The organism is Streptomyces sp. NPDC037203 (assembly GCF_055605065.1).
Genome location: NZ_JBVJUC010000002.1, coordinates 248,960 through 268,197, shown reverse-complemented (window position 1 = coordinate 268,197; position 19,238 = coordinate 248,960). Strand labels below are relative to the sequence as shown.

The 19,238-nt window shown below is 71.8% G+C and carries 14 protein-coding genes and 1 pseudogene; 6 read left to right on the top strand and 9 right to left on the bottom strand.

Features of this window, described 5'->3' with window-relative positions; translation table 11 throughout:
* Positions 1 to 130 precede the first annotated feature (130 nt).
* The 6 genes from ACZ7EC_RS05675 to iolC form a co-directional block, all read right to left on the bottom strand.
* Positions 131 to 1,534: an APC family permease gene (locus tag ACZ7EC_RS05675; RefSeq protein ID WP_471058451.1), complete on the bottom strand. Its 1,404-nt coding sequence runs from the start codon at positions 1,532 to 1,534 to the stop codon at positions 131 to 133.
* Between the two features lie 398 nt (positions 1,535 to 1,932).
* Positions 1,933 to 3,435 (bottom strand): CoA-acylating methylmalonate-semialdehyde dehydrogenase, encoded by a 1,503-nt coding sequence (gene mmsA / locus ACZ7EC_RS05670; RefSeq protein ID WP_471058448.1) that lies wholly within the window; start codon positions 3,433 to 3,435, stop codon positions 1,933 to 1,935.
* A 17-nt stretch (positions 3,436 to 3,452) separates the two neighbouring features.
* On the bottom strand, positions 3,453 to 5,324 hold the full coding sequence (gene iolD / locus ACZ7EC_RS05665; RefSeq protein WP_471058445.1) for a 3D-(3,5/4)-trihydroxycyclohexane-1,2-dione acylhydrolase (decyclizing): 1,872 nt from the start codon (positions 5,322 to 5,324) through the stop codon (positions 3,453 to 3,455).
* Positions 5,321 to 6,145 carry a 5-deoxy-glucuronate isomerase gene (gene iolB / locus ACZ7EC_RS05660; RefSeq protein ID WP_471058443.1) on the bottom strand — a complete coding sequence of 275 codons (825 nt, stop codon included), beginning with the start codon at positions 6,143 to 6,145 and terminating at the stop codon, positions 5,321 to 5,323. Before iolB ends, iolD begins: the two co-directional genes overlap by 4 nt.
* On the bottom strand, positions 6,142 to 7,074 hold the full coding sequence (locus tag ACZ7EC_RS05655; protein ID WP_471059731.1) for a Cgl0159 family (beta/alpha)8-fold protein: 933 nt from the start codon (positions 7,072 to 7,074) through the stop codon (positions 6,142 to 6,144). The genes iolB and ACZ7EC_RS05655 overlap by 4 nt, the downstream gene beginning before the upstream one ends.
* Positions 7,075 to 7,133: 59 nt before the next feature.
* Complete coding sequence (iolC, locus tag ACZ7EC_RS05650) at positions 7,134 to 8,084, bottom strand: 5-dehydro-2-deoxygluconokinase (RefSeq protein WP_471058439.1); 951 nt, start codon at positions 8,082 to 8,084, stop codon at positions 7,134 to 7,136.
* Positions 8,085 to 8,435: 351 nt separating this feature from the next.
* On the opposite strand from iolC, the gene ACZ7EC_RS05645 reads away from it, so the two are divergent.
* A complete protein-coding gene (locus tag ACZ7EC_RS05645; RefSeq protein WP_397985866.1) occupies positions 8,436 to 8,636 on the top strand; it encodes a helix-turn-helix transcriptional regulator in 201 nt (66 codons plus the stop codon).
* Positions 8,637 to 8,658: 22 nt separating this feature from the next.
* On the opposite strand, the gene ACZ7EC_RS05640 is transcribed toward ACZ7EC_RS05645, so the two are convergent.
* Positions 8,659 to 9,702, bottom strand: a complete 1,044-nt coding sequence (locus tag ACZ7EC_RS05640; RefSeq protein WP_471058435.1) for a zinc-dependent alcohol dehydrogenase family protein — start codon at positions 9,700 to 9,702, stop codon at positions 8,659 to 8,661.
* 182 nt (positions 9,703 to 9,884) lie between these two features.
* Between ACZ7EC_RS05640 and ACZ7EC_RS05635 the strand changes: the two genes are divergently transcribed.
* From ACZ7EC_RS05635 to ACZ7EC_RS05625, 3 genes are all read left to right on the top strand, one after another.
* On the top strand, positions 9,885 to 10,838 hold the full coding sequence (locus ACZ7EC_RS05635; protein ID WP_471058432.1) for a PrsW family glutamic-type intramembrane protease: 954 nt from the start codon (positions 9,885 to 9,887) through the stop codon (positions 10,836 to 10,838).
* Positions 10,839 to 10,924: 86 nt separating this feature from the next.
* Complete coding sequence (locus ACZ7EC_RS05630) at positions 10,925 to 11,164, top strand: heavy-metal-associated domain-containing protein (protein ID WP_471058429.1); 240 nt, start codon at positions 10,925 to 10,927, stop codon at positions 11,162 to 11,164.
* 86 nt (positions 11,165 to 11,250) lie between these two features.
* Entirely contained in the window at positions 11,251 to 13,596 is a 2,346-nt protein-coding gene (locus tag ACZ7EC_RS05625) for a heavy metal translocating P-type ATPase (RefSeq protein ID WP_471058426.1), read from the top strand.
* Between the two features lie 496 nt (positions 13,597 to 14,092).
* Here ACZ7EC_RS05625 and ACZ7EC_RS05620 read toward each other — a convergent pair whose 3' ends face one another.
* Both ACZ7EC_RS05620 and recD2 read right to left on the bottom strand, forming a co-directional pair.
* On the bottom strand, positions 14,093 to 15,382 hold the full coding sequence (locus tag ACZ7EC_RS05620) for a citrate synthase (protein ID WP_397985861.1): 1,290 nt from the start codon (positions 15,380 to 15,382) through the stop codon (positions 14,093 to 14,095).
* Between the two features lie 178 nt (positions 15,383 to 15,560).
* Positions 15,561 to 17,834, bottom strand: coding sequence for an SF1B family DNA helicase RecD2 (gene recD2 / locus ACZ7EC_RS05615; protein WP_471058422.1), 2,274 nt, complete (start codon positions 17,832 to 17,834; stop codon positions 15,561 to 15,563).
* Between the two features lie 142 nt (positions 17,835 to 17,976).
* Between recD2 and ACZ7EC_RS05610 the strand changes: the two are divergent.
* Both ACZ7EC_RS05610 and ACZ7EC_RS05605 read left to right on the top strand, forming a co-directional pair.
* Positions 17,977 to 18,863: pseudogene (locus tag ACZ7EC_RS05610) on the top strand (hypothetical protein).
* Between the two features lie 28 nt (positions 18,864 to 18,891).
* On the top strand, positions 18,892 to 19,161 hold the full coding sequence (locus ACZ7EC_RS05605) for a hypothetical protein (protein WP_471058419.1): 270 nt from the start codon (positions 18,892 to 18,894) through the stop codon (positions 19,159 to 19,161).
* The last annotated feature ends 77 nt before the right edge of the window (positions 19,162 to 19,238 follow it).

Below are 19,238 nucleotides of genomic sequence, written 5' to 3'. Positions count from 1 at the left end.
GGCCCTGGGGCTGAATCAGGGGCCCGCCCAGGGGTGGAGGCGGGGCGGTCCCCTACTTCATCCGCGGTACTGCGGCGCGGCCCCCGGTACCGGAGGTGAGGGGGGTGCCGGGGGCCGCGCGTGAGGGGGCTCAGCCCTCCAGGGTGTCCTCGGGGACGGACACCAGCCAGCGGGTCTCCTGGCGCGGGCGGAGGTAGAGGGCCCAGTAAAGGGTGGCGACGAGGGTGATGCCGCCGGTCCAGATCAGGTACGAGACCTGCTGCTCGACCAGGATGTAGACCAGGACGGCGATCAGCAGGACCGGCATGGCGGGCCACAGCGGCATCCGCCAGGCCTTGCGGGTGCCGTGGTGGCCGCGGCGGCCGAGCAGGGCGGCGACGGCGACCAGGAGGTAGAGGGCGGTGACGGCGACGCCGGTCACGCCGTAGAGGGTGTCCAGGTTGACGAAGCAGAGGAACGCGCCGGGGACGCCCACGACCAGGGTGGCCACCCAGGGGGAGCCGAACCGGCCGAGCCTGGACAGGGCGTTGTTGACCGGCGAGGGCCAGGCCTTGTCGCGGGCGGAGGCGAACAGGACGCGGGAGTTCTGGATGACCATCACGATGCCCGCGTTGATGATGGCGAGGGCGACGCAGAGGCTGACGAAGGTGCCGACGGCCGAGTTGCTCCAGGCGATGACCATGCTGGAGATGTTGCCGCCGGTCAGGGCGGTGAGGTCGCCCGCGCCCAGGGTGATCGCGGTGACCGGCACCAGGATGACCACGCTGGAGATGGCCAGCGTGGCGAGGACGGTGCGGGCGACGTTGCGGCGCGGGTTCTCCAGTTCCTCGGAGAGGTAGACGGCGGTGGAGAAGCCCTGAGTGGCGAAGAGGGCGATGGCGAGCCCCGAGAGGACCATCATGGCCGTCACCGGGTTGACGTGGGCGTGCTCGCCGGCGATCCGGAAGGAGGTGAGGGAGCCCAGGCCGCGGTGGGAGTGGGCGAAGCCCAGCACGGCGACAACACCGGCCGCGATGACCTCCAGGACCAGGAAGATGCCGGTGATCCAGGCATTGGCCCGCAGGTCGAGCAGGCCCGCGAGGGTGGCCGCGATCATCACGCCGGCGCCCGTCCAGGACGGGTCGAGGTGGACGATCGGGGCGAGGTAGTCGGCGGTGCCCATCGCGATGACCGGGGGGACGATCATCACGACGAGCAGCGACATCACGAAGGCCAGCCAGCCGGACAGCCGTCCCGCGAGGGTGGAGACCATCGCGTACTCGCCGCCCGCGCTGGGGATCAGGGTGCCCAGCTCCGAGTAGCAGAAGGCGACCGGGATGCAGAGCAGTGCGCCGATGGCGAGGCAGAGCGCGGTCGCCGTGCCCAGGCTGGAGAAGAGGTCCGGCACGATCACGAACAGGGTGGAGGCCGGAGTGACGCACGAGAGGGTGAGCAGAGTGCCGCCGACCACGCCGATGGAGCGCTTGAGCTTCTGGGGGCTGTCCGTGGCCTCGGCGAGGAGACCCGTCTCGACAGGGCGGAGCGTGTCGGTCATACGGCGGAATCCGATCGACTCGTGTCGTGCGTGAGGGTGGGGGGTTCGGGAGCGCTATCGCCTCCGGCGGATCGTCGTCGTACGGTCGTCTTCGTCCGCTCCCGGCGCCCATAGGGAACCCCGACGAAAACCACCACGTCAATGGCTGTTTACCTTCGGAATCCGCACCGCGGAAGCGTGCCGTCGGGGATCAGATTCGCAGGCGACAAGGCTCTATAGGTGCATCCACCAAGCCTGTACAGGATCTGACCTTGCTTTCTAAGGCAATCCCCCGTTCACCCCTTCGTCACCCGTTTCCTCCACATGAACGGGAACCGCAGCCGACGTTTCAAAAAAATGTCAGGCCGTCCGGAATCCGGACGGCCTGACACGGGGAGAGCGGCGGCGCTACGTCACGCTCAGTGGTTGCGCGGGAACCCGAGGTCGACGCCGGTGGGGGCGTCGGCCGGGTCGGGCCAGCGGGTGGTGATCACCTTTCCGCGGGTGTAGAAGTGCGTGCCGTCGTTGCCGTAGATGTGGTGGTCGCCGAACAGCGAGTCCTTCCAGCCGCCGAAGGAGTGGTAGCCCACCGGCACCGGGATCGGCACGTTGACGCCGACCATGCCGGCCTCGACCTCCAGCTGGAAGCGGCGGGCGGCGCCGCCGTCCCGCGTGAAGATCGCGGTGCCGTTGCCGAACGGCGAGGCGTTCATGAGGGCGACGCCTTCGTCGTAGGTATCCACGCGCAGCACGCACAGCACCGGGCCGAAGATCTCGTCCTGGTACGCCTTGGCGGTCGTCGGCACCTTGTCCAGCAGGGAGATGCCGATCCAGTGGCCGTCCTCGTACCCCTCGACCGTGAAGCCGGTGCCGTCCAGGACCACCTCGGCGCCCTCGGCGGCGGCGCCGGCGACATAGGAGGCCACCTTGTCGCGGTGGGCGGCGGTGATCAGCGGGCCCATCTCGGAGGCGGGGTCGCTGCCCGGACCGATCTTGATCTTCTCGGCGCGCTCGCGGATCTTCGCCACCAGCTCGTCGCCGATGGAGCCGACCGCGACGACCGCGGAGATCGCCATGCAGCGCTCGCCGGCCGAGCCGTAGGCAGCGGAGACGGCCGCGTCGGCCGCCGCGTCCAGGTCGGCGTCCGGCAGCACCAGCATGTGGTTCTTGGCGCCGCCCAGGGCCTGCACGCGCTTGCCGTGGGCGGAGGCGGTGGCGTGGATGTAGCGGGCGATCGGGGTGGAGCCGACGAAGGAGACGGCCTGCACGTCCGGGTGCTCCAGCAGCCGGTCCACCGCCACCTTGTCGCCGTGCACCACGTTGAACACGCCGTCCGGGAGCCCGGCCTCGGCCAGCAGCTCCGCGATGCGGATGGAGGCCGAGGGGTCCTTCTCGCTCGGCTTGAGCACGAAGGTGTTCCCGGTCGCGATGGCGAGCGGGAACATCCACATCGGGACCATCGCCGGGAAGTTGAACGGCGTGATGCCCGCGACCACACCGAGCGGCTGGCGGATCGAGGCCACGTCCACGCGGTTCGCGACCTGGGTGGACAGCTCGCCCTTGAGCTGCACGCTGATGCCGCAGGCCAGGTCCACGATCTCCAGGCCGCGGGCGACCTCGCCGAGCGCGTCGGAGTGCACCTTGCCGTGCTCGGCGGTGATCAGCTCGGCGATCTCGTCGCGGTGCGCGTCCAGCAGCGCCCGGAACGCGAAGAGGATCGTGGTGCGCTGGGCGAGCGAGGACTGGCCCCAGGTCGCGAAGGCGTCCTTGGCGGCCGCGACCGCGGCGTCCACTTCCGCCACCGAGGCGAACGCGACCTTGGTGGTGACCGCGCCGGTCGCCGGGTCGGTGACCGGCCCGTACGTGCCCGACGCGCCTTCGGCGGTCTTCCCGCCGATCCAGTGGTTGACGATCTTCGTCATGCCCAGAGACTCCTTACTCACAGATGGCGGCGTCGGGTCGAGACGTGCCGTTCGTACTGCTCGCGTGCCGTGACCGCGGGTGTCCGGGTCGCGGTCGCGGCCACGGGGACATCCCACCAGGCCTGCGCCTCGGGCGCGCCCGACACAGTGTCGGACGTTTCGGTCTCGACGTAGACACATGTGGCAGTGTCGGCGGTCCGCGCCTTTGCGAGCGCCGCGCGCAGCTCGCCGGCGTTCCCCGCCCGCAGTACCCGCATCCCCAGGCTGGCCGCGTTGGCCGCGAGATCGACGGGCAGCGGGGCGCCCGTGTACGTCCCTTCCTCCGTCCTGAACCGGTAGGCGGTGCCGAACCCCTCGCCGCCCACCGCCGCCGAGAGGCCCCCGATGGACGCGTACCCGTGGTTCTGCACCAGCAGCACTTTGATCGCGATGCCCTCCTGGACGGCGGTCACGATCTCGGTCGGCATCATCAGATACGTGCCGTCGCCGACCAGCGCCCAGACGTTCCGCTCCGGCGCCGCCAGCTTCACGCCGAGCGCGGCCGGGATCTCGTAGCCCATGCAGGAGTAGCCGTACTCCACGTGGTACTGGTCGCGGGAGCGCACCCGCCACAGCTTGTGCAGCTCGCCGGGGAGCGAACCGGCCGCGTTGATCACGATGTCGGACTCGTCCACCAGGGCGTCGAGCGCGCCGAGGACCTGCGCCTGTGTCGGCCGCGCGGCCGGGTCGGGGCTCGCGAAGCAGGCGTCGACACGCCGCTCCCAGCGCTCCTTGCCCGCCGTGTACTCCTGCGCGTACGCGCCGTCCACCCGGTGCGGCGCCAGCGCCTCGCTCAGCTCCTCCAGGCCGGTGCGGGCATCGGCGACCAGGGGCAGCGCGGCCAGTTTGTGGGCGTCGTGGGACGCGATGTTGAGCTGCACGAAGCGGACGTCCGGGTGCTGGAAGAGGGTGCCGGAGGCGGTGGTGAAGTCGGTGAAGCGGGTGCCGACGCCGATCACCAGGTCCGCGGTGCGCGCCAGGTCGTCGGCGGTCGCGGTGCCGGTGTGGCCGATCCCGCCGACGTCCTGCGGATGGTCGTACCGCAGCGCGCCCTTGCCCGCCTGGGTGCACGCGACGGGGATGCCGGTCGCCCCGGCGAACGCGGCGAGGGCCGCCTCGGCGCGGCTGTGGCGCACCCCGCCGCCCGCGACGAGGAGGGGGCGGCGCGCGGCCCGCACGGCCTGGACCGCGCGGGCCAGTTCGGCGGGGTCGGGGGCCGGCCGTCGTACGGTCCACACCCGCTCGGCGAAGAACTCCTCGGGCCAGTCGTACGCCTCCGCCTGCACGTCCTGCGGCAGGGCGAGGGTGACCGCGCCGGTCTCCACGGGGTCGGTGAGCACCCGCATGGCCGCGAGCGCGCTCGGGACGAGCTGCTCGGGGCGGGTGATCCGGTCGAAGTAGCGGGAGACCGGGCGCAGCGTGTCGTTGACCGAGACGTCGCCCGCGTACGGCACCTCCAGCTGCTGCAGGACCGGGTCGGCGGGGCGGGTGGCGAAGACGTCGCCGGGCAGCAGCAGGACGGGGAGGTGGTTGACGGTGGCGAGGGCGGCGCCGGTGACGAGATTGGTGGCGCCGGGGCCGATCGAGGTCGTCACCGCGTGGGTGGCGAGGCGGCCCGACTGGCGGGCGTAGCCGACGGCCGCGTGCACCATGGCCTGCTCGTTGCGACCCTGGTGGTACGGCATCACGTCCGCGTACTCGACCAGCGCCTGCCCGATGCCCGCCACGTTCCCGTGGCCGAAGATGCCCCAGGTGGCGCCGATCAACCGGCGCCGCCCGCCGTCGCGTTCGGCGTACTGGGCGGTGAGGAAGCGGATGAGCGCCTGGGCGACGGTGAGCCGGATCGTCATCGGTAGCCCCCGGTGGTCCCGGTGTGGTCGGGGTGGAAGCGGATCCGCCACTCCCTGCTCTCGCCGGGCCCGGCCATGACGTTCAGGTAGTACATGGCGTGTCCCGGCTGGGCGATGGAGGGGCCGTGCCAGCCGTCGGGGACGAGGACGGCGTCGCCGGAGCGGACCTCGGCGAGCACGTCGGCGCCGCCCGGCCGGGAGGGGAACACCCGCTGGTAGCCGAGGCCGCCGGGCCCCTCGATCTCGAAGTAGTAGATCTCCTCCAGCTCGCACTCCTCGCCCGGCCGGTGCTCGTCGTGCTTGTGCGGCGGGTACGAGGACCAGTTGCCGCCGGGGGTGAGGACCTCGACGGCGATCAGCCGGTCGCACTCGAACGCGTCCGCGGCGGCGAAGTTGCGCACCTGACGGGCGCAGACGCCGCTGCCGCGCCGCTCGACGGGGACCTCCGGCGCGGGGCCGTAGCGGGCGGGGAGTCGTCGCTCGCACTTCGCTCCTGCCAGGGCGAAGCGGCCTCCCGCGCCGGAGGCGATCTGGACCCGGGCCGCTCGGGGCGCGTACGCGAAGTCGGAGGCCCCCGCGAACACGCTGTCCCGACCCAGGAGTTGGAACTCGCTTTCCTCGATTCGAACGGTACATCCGCCTTCCAGCGGAAGCACGATCCACTCACTGTTCCCGGTGCTGAACGTATGGTTGCCATCCGGGGACAACTCGACGATACGCAGCGCGCCGTACGTCCATCCGGCGCGCTCCGGGCCGATGTCGAGGGCGTACTCGGCGCTCGCGGTGGTGCCCCGCGGCAGATACAGGTCGGTGCTGGTCATGCGGCCCCTCGCAGCAGTGCGGTGGCGGTGTCGACGGCGGCGGCCACATCGCCGTCCGCCGGGTACAGCAGCGAACGGCCGGCCACCAGGCCGCGCACGGTGGGCAGGTGGAGCGCGGCGCGCCACTTCTCGTGGGCGGCGCGGCGGCCGGCGGGCGCGTCGCCCGTGTCGCCGCCGAGCAGTACGGCCGGGAGGGTGGAGGCGGCCATGACGCGGGCCATGTCCCGCGGGTCCTCGGTCACCGGGACCTTCAGCCAGGTGTAGGCCGAACTGCCGCCCAGGCCCGAGGCGATGGCGAGGGAGCGGGTGACGGCCCCGGCGGAGAGGTCGTCGACGAGGGCGCCCTCGGGGGTGCGGCGGCTGATGAAGGGTTCCACGAAGACCGGGAGCCGGCGCTCGGCCATGGCGTCGACGGCGCGGGCGGCGGACTCCAGGGTGGTCAGGGAGCCGGGGTCGGTGTAGTCGAGGCGCAGCAGCAGCTTGCCCGCGTCGAAGCGGAGGCGGTCGATGTCCTCGGGGCGGTACCCGGTGAACCGGTCGTCCAGTTCGAAGCGCGCGCCGCGCAGCCCGCCGCGGTTCATCGAGCCCATGACGACCTTGTCCTCCAGCGCGCCGAGCAGCAGCAGGTCGTCCAGGATGTCGGCGGTGCCGAGGACGCCGTCGACGCCGGGCCGCGACAGCGCGAGGCAGAGGCGGCCGAGCAGGTCGGCGCGGTCGGCCATGGCGAATTCCCGGCCGCCGACGCGGAGGGCGCCGCGGGCGGGGTGGTCGGCGGCGACGATCAGCAGCCGGCCGGTGTCGTCCAGCAGCGGTCGGCGCCGGCGACGGGCGGCGGCCTCGGCGATGGCTTCGGGGTTCCGGGCCCGGATGCGGGCCAGATCGGCGACATCGGGGGCGAGCCGGGGGCGGGGGCGGGGGCGGGCAGGGATGCGGTCCAGGCCGTCGGTTCGGCCCGTGTCGTCGGTGTGTCCCGCCGGACCGTCCGCGCTCACCGTACGGCTCCGGCGGCGAGGGCGGCGGCCACCTCGGCCGGGGTGGGCATCGCGGTAGAGCACTCCAGGCGCGAGGCGACGATGGCGCCGGCCGCGTTGGCACCGCGCAGGGTGGTCTCCAGGTCCCAGCCGGCCAGCAGGCCGTGGCACAGCCAGCCGCCGAACGCGTCTCCGGCGCCGAGCCCGTTGAGGACGGTGACGGGCAGCGGGGGCACCTCGACCGCCGCGCCGTCCGCGCCGACGGCCAGCACCCCCTCGGGCCCCCGTTTCACCACGGCGAGCCGGACCCCCGCGTCCAGCAACGCCCATGCGGCGGCGCGGGGTTCACGGGTGCCGGTGGCGATCTCCACCTCGTCCAGGTTGCCGACCGCGACGGAGACGTGCCGCAGCGCCTCGGCGTAGCAGGAGCGGGCCGCCTCGGGGTCGCGCCAGAACATCGGCCGCCAGTCGAGGTCGAAGACGGTGGTACCGGCCCGGTCCCGGTGGGCGAGGGCGGCGAGCGTGGCCGTGCGGCTGGGCTCCTCGCTGAGCCCGGTGCCGGTCATCCAGAAGATCCGGGCGGCGGCGATGGCGTCGAGATCCAGCTCGCCGGCCTCGATCTCCAGGTCGGGGGCCTTGGGCTGCCGGTAGAAGTACAGCGGGAAGTCGTCCGGCGGGAAGATCTCGCAGAAGGTGACGGGGGTGGGGAGGCCGGGCACGGGGGTGACCCAGCGGTCGTCGACGCCGAGGGCGCGCAGTGCGTCGTGCAGATAGGCGCCGAAGGGATCGTCACCGGTACGGGTGATCACGGCGGCGGTCCGTCCCAGCCGCGCCGCCGCCACCGCGACGTTGGTCGCCGAGCCGCCGAGGAACTTGCCGAAGGACGTCACCTGCGCGAGCGGGACCCCGGCCTGGAGCGGATACAGGTCCACTCCGATCCGGCCCATGGTGATCAGGTCGTACGCCATCGGCTCCCCTTCGTCCCGGCTCCCCCGGCTTTCTATTCCTGCCCGCGGAGCGCTGTCAATGCTTTGTCCGGACATTCGGACGACGGGGAGTGCCGGGTACGTTCCCCGTTCCGGGGCCGGCTACGCCCGCTCCCGCGCCCCGCTTTGCGGCAGCCTTGTCACGAATACCCCTCTTCCGTCACACATGTCGCGCCTACGCGGGCGCTGCGTCACACCCGGTCGACAGGGGCTGACCGTTGGTCACGGTGCGTCGTTGTCCGGGCGCAGGCTTGGTGATCGCCAGCGCAGCACCCGGTTCCCCCGACGGCCGTCCCCGGCCGCCCCCGCGGTGCGCGCGGGGAGGTGCAGCTCATGACCGACCGCAGGCTCTGGTCCTACAAGGAGATCGCGGCGCACATCAAGGTGCAGCCGGACACCGTGCGCTCGTACCGCAAACACGGGCTGCTGCCCCCGCCGGACCAGGTGGAGGGCGGCAAGCCCTACTGGTACGCGGACACCGTGCGCGCCTGGGTCGCCTCCCGGCCGAGCAACCGCGGCCGCCGGGCCGACTGAACGCCCCCTGCCCGCAAGGGACTCACGACCACGGCTCGATGACCGTCACCCCGGCCCCCGGCGCCCGGCCCATCCGGGCGAGGGCCGCCGGGGCCGCGTCGAGCGGGACGGTGGAGGTCACCAGGAGGTCCGGGCGCAGCGCGCCGGAGCGGACCAGCTCCAGCATGCCGGGGTAGGAGTGGGCGGCCATGCCGTGGCTGCCGAGCAGTTCCAGTTCCAGCGCGATCGCGCGGGCCATCGGCACCGGGGTGGTGCCGTCGGCCGAGGGCAGCAGTCCGACCTGGACGTGCCGGCCGCGGCGGCGCAGGGAGCCCACGGAGGCGGCGCAGGTGGCGGGCGAGCCGAGGGCGTCCAGGGACAGGTGGGCGCCGCCACCGGTCAGCTCCCGTACCGCCGCGGCCGTGTCGGGCACCGTGTGCGCGTCCAGGCAGTGCGCCGCGCCGAACGTCCGGGCCAGCTCCAGCGCTCCGGGCGCGATGTCGACGGCGACCACCCGCGCCCCGGCCGCCGCCGCGATCATCACGGCGGACAGACCGACCCCGCCGCAGCCGTGCACCGCGACCCACTGGCCGGGCGCGGCCCGTCCCTGCTGCACCACGGCGCGGAAAGCGGTGGCGAAGCGGCAGCCGAGGCCCGCGGCGGTGGCGGGCGCCATGCCGTCCGGGATCGCCACGAGGTTGACGTCGGCGTGGTCGAGGGCGACGTACTCGGCGAAGGAGCCCCAGTGGGTGAAGCCGGGCTGGGTCTGCCGCTCGCACACCTGCTGCTCGCCCGCCGCGCAGGCCGGGCAGGTGCCGCAGGCGCAGACGAACGGCACGGTGACCCGGTCGCCGGGCCGCCGGCCGGTCACCCGGCTGCCCACCGCCTCGACCACACCGGCCAGCTCGTGTCCGGGCACATGCGGCAGCACGATGTCCGGGTCGTGGCCCATCCAGCCGTGCCAGTCGCTGCGGCACAGCCCGGTCGCCTCGACCCGCACCACGACCCCGTGTTCCGCGGGCACCGGATCGGGCACCTCCCGCACCTCGGCCGGCTTCCCGAACTCCTCGAACACCACGGCTCGCATACGGCCCACCCTTTCACGCCGGCGCGCACCCGCGGGCCGTCACGCATACGGCGCAGCCGAACGGCGACGGTTCGGGAGATCTGCCTAAGGTGCGAGGGATTCGTCCGTGAACGCGCTCGGTGCGTCACTCGACGCACCGCCCCGGTGACCCGCCTCTGCCCCAGCCCGAGGGGACGACCCACGTGAGCCACCCCCCGCCGCCCGGCACGCCCAGGGCCCGCATCCCCCATCCGCAGCAGCCCCCGCCCCCGTACCCGCGCATCGGCGCGGGCCTGTGGCGGCGCTGCCTGGTCGGCGGGCTCGCGGTGTGGGGGCCGGCCGCGGGGCTGGCCCTCGCGACCCGGAGCACGGCGGCGCTCGTGACACCCGCCCTGCTGGGCACCTTCCTGCTGCCGGTGGTCCTCGTGCTGTGGGCGTACGAGCGGGGCGCCCGCGACCTCGGGGTCAGCGCGGTCCTCGGCTGCTTCCTGGCGGGCGGGGCGCTCGGCGTGCTCGGCGCCTCGCTCGCGGCCTCGTCCGCGCCGCACCCCTCCCTGAACCGGTACCTGACCGTCGCCCTGGCCGAGGAGGCGGCCAAGCTGGGGGCGCTGGTGTTCGCGCTGCGCCGGCAGCCGGCCGTCCGCGGCATGCGGGCCGGGCTGATCCTGGGCGCCGCCGTCGGCGTCGGCTTCGCGGCGCTGGAGAGCGCCGGACACGCCCTCGACGCCGCCCTGTGGGCCCCGGACCCCTGGGGACAGCTGGAGACGGAGCTGGTGCGCGGGCTGCTCGCGCCGCTCGGGCAGGGGGCCTGGACCGCGGCCGCGGGCGGTGTGCTGCTGGCGCTGCGCCGCCCCGACGGCCGCTTCCGGTACGCCCCGCCGGTGGTCGCCGCCTGCATGGGCGCCGCCCTGCTGCACGCCCTGGCGGACGCGGCGCGCGGCCTCGCGCCCTGGCTGGTCGTACGGCTCACCGGCCGGGGCGTGGAGAGCGGGTTGTTCGCACCGGGGTACCCGCCGCAGCCGAGCGCCGCCCAGCAGCACCTGCTCACCCTGGTCTCGGCCCTGGGGCCGGCCCTGGTCGCGCTGGCCGCGCTCGCCTGGGCGCTGTCACTCGCCCGGCGGAATCCCTCGTACCCCCCTTGGAGAAATACCCCCTAGGGGTATACTCTGCGGATGGTGGGGAAACCATCGGAACAACACCGGCCGACCCCACCGGCCCCATGCGCCACGACGAGGAGAACGACATGAGCGCCCAGACCGACACCCCGGCCTCCGTCACCACCGTCTACAAGGTGACCGGCATGAGCTGCGGACACTGCGAGGGATCCGTCTCCGGCGAGATCTCCCAGCTTCCCGGCGTCACGTCGGTGAAGGCCGTCGCGTCGAGCGGCGAGGTGACCGTCGTCTCCGCCGCCCCGCTGGACGACGAGGCCGTCCGCGCCGCCGTGGACGAGGCCGGCTTCGAGCTGGCCGGCAAGGCCTGAGCACCGCCCTTCCACAGTCCCGACCGGCCGCGCCGACCAGCTGATACTGGCTCCGCGCGGTCCGGTCCGATGTCTGGAGTCCGGACATGACCAGCACCATCGCAGAGCAAGCGGACACCGCGATAACCCCCGGCGCGGCACCCTCCGGTACGGCGTCCTCCGGTACGGCGTCCGAGGTCGAACTGCTCATCGGCGGGATGACCTGCGCCTCCTGCGCGGCACGCGTGGAGAAGAAGCTCAACCGGATGGACGGCGTCAGCGCCACCGTCAACTTCGCCACCGAGAAGGCGAAGGTCAGCTACGGCGCGGGCGTCGAGGTCGCCGACCTGATCGCCACCGTCGTCAAGACCGGGTACACCGCCGAGGAGCCCGCCCCGCCGCGGCCCGAACCCGAGGCCGCGGCCCCGCAGTCCGCCGAGCGGGACCCCGAACTCGGCGCGTTGCGCCACCGGCTGCTCGTCTCCGCGCTGCTCGCGCTGCCCGTCGTCCTGCTCGCGATGATCCCGGCCCTCCAGTTCGACAACTGGCAGTGGCTCTCCCTCACCCTCGCCGCGCCCGTCGTCGTCTGGGGCGGCGCGCCCTTCCACCGCGCCGCCTGGACCAACGCCCGGCACGGCGCGGCCACCATGGACACCCTGGTCTCGGTCGGCACGCTGGCCGCGTTCGGCTGGTCGCTGTGGGCGCTGTTCCTCGGCCGCGCCGGGACGGCTGGCATGCACGACGAGTTCCGCCTCACCGTCTCCCGGACGGACGGCGCCTCCACGATCTACCTGGAGGTCGCCTCCGGTGTCATCGCGCTGATCCTGCTCGGCCGCTACCTGGAGGCCCGCTCCAAGCGCCGCGCCGGTGCCGCCCTGAGGGCGCTGCTGGAGCTGGGCGCGAAGGACGTGGCGGTGCTGCGGGGCAGCGGCGAGGTGCGGGTGCCGGTCTCCTCGCTCGCGGTCGGCGACCGGTTCGTCGTACGGCCCGGCGAGAAGATCGCCACCGACGGCACCGTGGTCGAGGGCGTCTCCGCCGTCGACGCGTCCATGCTGACCGGCGAGTCGGTGCCGGTGGACGTCGGCCCCGGCGACCGGGTCACCGGCGCCACGGTCAACGCGGGCGGCCGGCTGGTGGTCGAGGCCACCCGTGTCGGCGCCGACACCCAGCTCGCCCGGATGGCCCGGCTGGTGGAGGACGCGCAGAACGGCAAGGCCGAGGTGCAGCGGCTCGCCGACCGCGTCTCCGCGGTGTTCGTGCCCGTGGTCGTCCTGATCGCGCTCGCCACCTTCGGGGTCTGGCTCGGCGTCACCGGGGACGCGGTCTCCGCGTTCACCGCCGCCGTCGCCGTCCTGATCATCGCCTGCCCCTGCGCGCTGGGCCTGGCCACGCCGACCGCGCTGATGGTCGGCACCGGGCGCGGCGCCCAGCTCGGCATCCTGATCAAGGGCCCCGAGGTCCTGGAGTCCACCCGGCGCGTCGACACCGTCGTCCTGGACAAGACCGGCACCGTCACCACCGGCCGGATGACCCTCCAGACGGTGTACGCCGCCGCCGGCGAGGACGAGACGGAACTGCTGCGCCTCGCCGGCGCCCTGGAGCACGCCTCCGAGCACCCCATCGCCCGCGCCATCGCGGCCGGCGCCGAGGAACGCTTGAGGGGGGCGGACGCGCAGCGCTCTTCGGCTAGGGCGGCGGCGGACGACGGACGGGCGCTCCCGGCGGTCGAGCACTTCGAGAACGTTCCCGGACGGGGCGTGCGCGGGCGCGTGGACGGCCGTGAGGTGGCCGTGGGGCGCCTGTACGACGAGGTTCCCGAGGAGCTGGCCCGCGCGGTGGCCGAGGCCGAGCGGGAGGGCCGTACGGCCGTCCTGGCGGGCTGGGACGGACGGGCCCGCGGAGTCCTCGCGGTCGCCGACACGATCAAGGAGACCAGCGCCGAGGCGATCCGCGAGCTGCGCGCCCTCGGCCTGACGCCGGTGCTGCTCACCGGGGACAACCGGACGGCCGCGGAGTCGGTCGCCAGGGCCGTCGGCATCGACGCCGGGCAGGTGTACGCGCAGGTACTGCCCGAGGACAAGGTGGACGTAGTACGGCGCCTGAAGGCCGGGGGCCGCGTGGTGGCCATGGTCGGCGACGGCGTCAACGACGCGGCCGCCCTCGCCGCCGCCGACCTGGGCCTGGCGATGGGCACCGGCACCGACGCGGCGATCGAGGCGGGCGACCTGACGCTGGTCCGCGGTGATCTGCGGACGGCGGCCGACGCGATCCGGCTGTCCCGCCGGACGCTGGCCACCATCAAGGGCAACCTCGTCTGGGCGTTCGGTTACAACGTGGCCGCGCTGCCGCTGGCCGCCGCGGGGCTGCTGAACCCGATGATCGCGGGCGCCGCGATGGCGTTCTCCTCGGTGTTCGTGGTCACCAACAGCCTGCGGCTGCGCCGGTTCCGGTGAGCAGACGCTCGAAGCCGGTACCGGAGTCCCTCTAGAGACGGACGCGAGCCTCCCATAAACTCTTCACAAGGCTCGCGCATCATCCTTACGCTCGGGTCCCGATCCACGGATCGGGGCTCTTGCGCATCAAAGGGACATATGCAAGAGACGCAGATCACAGTGCTGTGAACGTAACCATCGAAGGGGTTCGAAGGTCTAAGTTGGCGATGTCGGATCGGCGTCTTGGGGGGCGCTGTTCCGGCGTCTGGGGATGTCTTGGGGGACGTCCCCGGAGATGCGTTGCCGGGGCACGTACATCGGGAAGCTTTGAGCGGCCCTCCCGGCGTGCTTGTCCCGGCAGACCGCAATCGACAGCGATTCAGGCGCTGTCCTCTCCGAGCGCCCGGCCCGGATCCCGTGGGGGGAATCCGCACCGGGACATGGGAAGGCGCCCTGGTCGTCGGCCCGTGGGGGGACCGGCGGCTCAGGGCGCCTTCTTCTTATGCCTGCGTCGGGCTCAGCGCGCCTCGACCGGCACGAAGTCGCGCTCGACCACGCCCGTGTAGATCTGGCGCGGGCGGCCGATGCGGGAACCCGGCTCCTTGATCATCTCGGTCCACTGGGCGATCCAGCCCGGCAGGCGGCCGAGGGAGAACAGCACGGTGAACATCTCGGCCGGGAAGCCCATGGCCCGGTAGATCAGACCGGTGTAGAAGTCCACGTTCGGGTAGAGGCTGCGCGAGACGAAGTAGTCGTCGGAGAGCGCGTGCTCCTCCAGCTTGAGCGCGATGTCCAGCAGCTCGTCGGACTTGCCGAGGGCCGACAGGACGTCGTGCGCGGCGGCCTTGATGATCTTGGCGCGCGGGTCGAAGTTCTTGTAGACCCGGTGGCCGAAGCCCATCAGGCGGACGCCGTCCTCCTTGTTCTTCACCTTGCGGATGAAGGTGTCGACGTCGGAGCCCGAGTCGCGGATGCCCTCCAGCATCTCCAGGACGGACTGGTTGGCGCCGCCGTGCAGCGGGCCCCACAGCGCGTTGATGCCGGCCGAGATCGACGCGAACATGTTGGCCTGCGAGGAGCCGACGAGGCGGACCGTGGAGGTCGAACAGTTCTGCTCGTGGTCGGCGTGCAGGATCAGCAGCTTGTCCAGCGCGGAGACGACGACCGGGTCCAGCTCGTACTCGTCGGCGGGGACCGAGAAGGTCATGCGCAGGAAGTTCTCGACGTAGCCGAGGTCGTTGCGCGGGTAGACGAACGGGTGGCCGATCGACTTCTTGTACGCGTACGCCGCGATCGTCGGCAGCTTGGCGAGCAGCCGGATCGTGGAGAGGTTGCGCTGCTTCTCGTCGAACGGGTTGTGGCTGTCCTGGTAGAAGGTGGACAGCGCCGAGACGACCGAGGACAGCATGGCCATCGGGTGGGCGTCGCGCGGGAAGCCCTTGTAGAAGTTCTTGACGTCCTCGTGCAGCAGGGTGTGCCGCGTGATCTCGCCCTTGAACGCGGTCAGCTCGTCGACGGTGGGCAGCTCGCCGTTGATCAGCAGGTACGCCACCTCGAGGAAGGTGGAGCGCTCGGCCAGCTGCTCGATGGGATAGCCGCGGTAGCGGAGGATGCCCGCCTCGCCGTCGAGGTAGGTGATCGCGGATTTATAGGCGGCCGTGTTGCCGTACCCGCTGTCGAGGGTCACCAGCCCGGTCTGGGCGCGCAGCTTCCCGATGTCGAAGCCCTTGTCGCCGACGGTGCTGTCGACCACCGGGTAGGTGTACTCGCCGTCGCCGTACCGCAGTACTACAGAGTTGTCGCTCACGTCTTCCCTCACCGACGTAGTGCCTCATCTTCGAGGTGCCCTGACTGTCTCTACCATCCCCCATTTGGCTCAGGAGAGTGCACTCGGGGTCGACCATTGGGCCTATTGACGGCACTCAGTGCCGTCAGCCTGCCCATCCTGCCCCCTCGAAGGGCCTTCTGGAAGTGCTCTGTGACCTTCACGACTCATTTGATCGATCATTTTTGCCGGTGAGCCGGAAGTCCAGGGCCGTACACCGCCGTCCGGCCGACACCGTGCGCACCGCCTGGCCGATCGCGCGGCGCGAACCGACCAGGACGACCAGCTTCTTGGCCCGCGTCACGGCCGTGTAGAGCAGGTTCCGCTGGAGCATCATCCATGCTCCCGTGGTGACGGGAATCACCACGGCGGGATATTCACTTCCCTGCGAGCGGTGGATGGTCACGGCGTACGCGTGGGCCAGTTCGTCCAGTTCGTCGTATTCATACGGGACCTCCTCGTCCTCGTCCGTGAGGACGGTCAGCCGCTGGTCGACCGGATCGAGCGCGGTGACGACGCCCACGGTGCCGTTGAAGACCCCGTTCTTCCCCTTCTCGTAATTGTTGCGAATCTGGGTCACCTTGTCGCCGACCCGGAAGACCCGCCCGCCGAACCGCTTCTCCGGCACATCGGGCCGGGCCGGTGTGATGGCCTGCTGGAGCAGCCCGTTGAGCGCCCCCGCGCCGGCCGGGCCCCGGTGCATCGGCGCGAGCACCTGCACATCGCGCCGGGGATCGAGCCCGAACCGGGCGGGAATCCGGCGCGCCGCCACGTCCACGGTGAGCCGTCCGGCCTCCTCCGTGTCGTCCTCCACGAAGAGGAAGAAGTCCTTGAGCCCGTCGGTGAGGGGGTGCCGGCCCGCGTTGATCCGGTGCGCGTTGGTGACCACGCCGGACTGCTGGGCCTGCCGGAAGACGCGGGTGAGGCGGACGGCGGGGACCGGGCTGCCCGGCGCGAGCAGGTCGCGCAGGACCTCGCCGGCGCCGACGCTGGGCAACTGGTCGACGTCCCCGACGAAGAGGAGGTGCGCTCCGGGCGGTACGGCCTTCACCAGCTTGTTGGCGAGGAGGAGGTCCAGCATGGACGCCTCGTCCACGACCACCAGGTCGGCGTCCAGGGGCCGTTCCCGGTCGTAGGCCGCGTCTCCGCCGGGCTTCAGCTCCAGCAGCCGGTGCACGGTGGACGCGTCGGCCCCGGTCAGCTCGGCGAGCCGCTTGGCGGCACGGCCGGTGGGCGCGGCGAGCAGCACCTTGGCCCGCCGGGCGCGGGCCAGCTCCACGACGGAGCGGACCGTGAAGGACTTGCCGCAGCCGGGGCCGCCGGTGAGTACGGCGACCTTCTGCGTGAGCGCGAGCCGGACGGCGGCCTCCTGCTCGGGCGCGAGGTCGGCGCCGGTGCGGTGGCGGAGCCAGCCGAGGGCCTTGCCCCAGTCCACGTCCTGGAAGCCGGGCATGCGGTCCTCGCCGGTGCGCAGGAGGCGCAGGAGCTGGGCGGCCAGGGACAGTTCGGCGCGGTGGAAGGGGACGAGGTAGACGGCGGTGACGGGCTCGCCCCCATCGGGTCCGGGCACCTTCTCCCGTACGACACCGGGGTCGCCGCCCTCCTCCGGCTCCCGTGCCAGCTCGCCGAGGCACTCGATGACGAGACCGGTGTCGACCTGGAGCAGCTTCACCGCGTCGGCGATGAGGCGTTCTTCCGGCAGGTAGCAGTTGCCCTGGTCGGCGGACTGGGAGAGGGCGTACTGGAGGCCGGCCTTGACGCGCTCGGGGCTGTCGTGCGGGATGCCGACGGACTGGGCGATCTTGTCGGCGGTGAGGAAGCCGATGCCCCAGACGTCGGCGGCGAGCCGGTAGGGGTTCTTCCTGACGACATCGATCGACTGGTCGCCGTACTTCTTGTAGATCCGCACGGCGATGGAGGTGGAGACCTCGACGGTCTGGAGGAACAGCATGACCTCCTTGATCGCCTTCTGCTCCTCCCACGCCTCGGCGATCTTCTTGGTCCGCTTGGGCCCGAGCCCCGGCACCTCGATCAGCCGCTCGGGCTCCTCCTCGATGACGCGGAGGGTGTCGACGCCGAAGTGCCGGGTGATCCGGTCGGCGAAGACGGGCCCGATCCCCTTGACGAGTCCGGAGCCGAGGTAGCGCCGCATGCCCTGGACGGTCGCCGGGAGCACGGTGCTGTAGTTCTCCACCTGGAACTGCCTGCCGTGCTGCGGATGGCTCCCCCACCGCCCCTCCATCCGCAGGGACTCCCCGACCTGCGCCCCGAGGAGCGCCCCGACGACGGTGAGCAGCTCCCCGCCGCCCCTGCCGGTGTCCACCCGCGCGACGGTGTACCCGTTCTCCTCATTGGCGTACGTGATCCTCTCCAGCACCCCTTCGACCACGGTCGTCCGCCGCTCACCGGTGTGGTTCCCCGCCTGTTGCGCCATGGGACGACGGTAGCGGCGGGGGGTGACAGCGCGTGGGGGCGGTGCCGCCACCGGGATTGGCTTGGATGTCATTTTCTCCCGGCATATGCAACCTCTGTGGATCTCGCTCGTTGAGCACGTCGTACGACAGGAGGGAGGGTCGATGGTCGGCTCGTCACACGAGGCACTGCACCGGATCTTTCAGAAGGATCCCGCGGTGTTGACCAAGGCGTTGCAGCGAGTACTGCACGTGCCGTTTCCGGAGCCATACGGGAGATCGCCGCGCTGAATGTGGACCTCACCGAGATCGAACCGGTCGAGCGGCGCGTGGACACGCTGATGCGGGCGGAGACGGACGAGGGCACGTATCTGCTGGTGGTGGAGTCGCAGGGGAAGGTGGACGACCGGAAACGGGGCAGTTGGCCTTACTACCTCGCCTACTTGTACGAGAAGTACCGCTGCGAGCCGGTGCTGATCGTGATCACGCAGAGCAGTACGACCGCGAAGTGGGCCTCGCGGCCCATCCGGTTCGGCTTCCGGGACTGGCACTCCATGACGGTGCGGCCGCTGGTGCTGGGGCCGGACAACGTGCCGATGATCACCGACGAGCGCTGGGGCGAGCGCGATCCGTCCCTCGCGGTGCTCTCGGCGATGACACACGGACAGGGGCCCCAGGCTCCGGCCATACTGGAATCCCTGGTGGCCATCCTGAAGACCATCGACGCGGACACCGCCTCGGTCTACGCGCAGTTCGTCGACTCCTGCCTGACCAACCCCCAAGCGAAGCAGATGTGGAGGGACTTGATGACAACCGTCCAGTACTTCTGGCGCCATCCGCTGGCTGAACAGGTACGCGCGGAAGGCAGGGAAGAGGGGCGCATCCAGACATCCCAGGCGATGGTTCTTCGCCTTCTGGAATGGCGCCGCATCCCCGTCCCCGACACCGCCCGCGCACGCATCGAAGCCTGCACCGACCTCAGCCAACTGGAGACGTGGGCCGAACGAGCCGTACACGCGGCGAACGCCGACGAGTTGTTCACCGACGAGTGAACCGGCACTGGAAATAGGGGGTGGCCCAGTGGGACAGATCCACTACTTCTGGCGCCACCCCCTGGCCGAACAGGTACGCGAGGAAGGCCGAGAAGAGGCTCGCGCGAAGGCCAGGGAAGAGGGGCGCATCGAGGCTTCCCGGACGATGCTCCTTCACCTCCTCGAATGGCGCCGCATCCCCGTCCCGGACACCGCCCGCGCACGCATCGAAGCCTGCACCGACCTCAGCCAACTGGAGACGTGGGCCGAACGAGCCGTACACGCGGCGAACGCCGACGAATTGTTCACCGACGAGTGAACCGGCACTGGAAATAGGGGGTGGCCCAGTGGGACAGATCCACTACTTCTGGCGCCACCCCCTGGCCGAACAGGTAC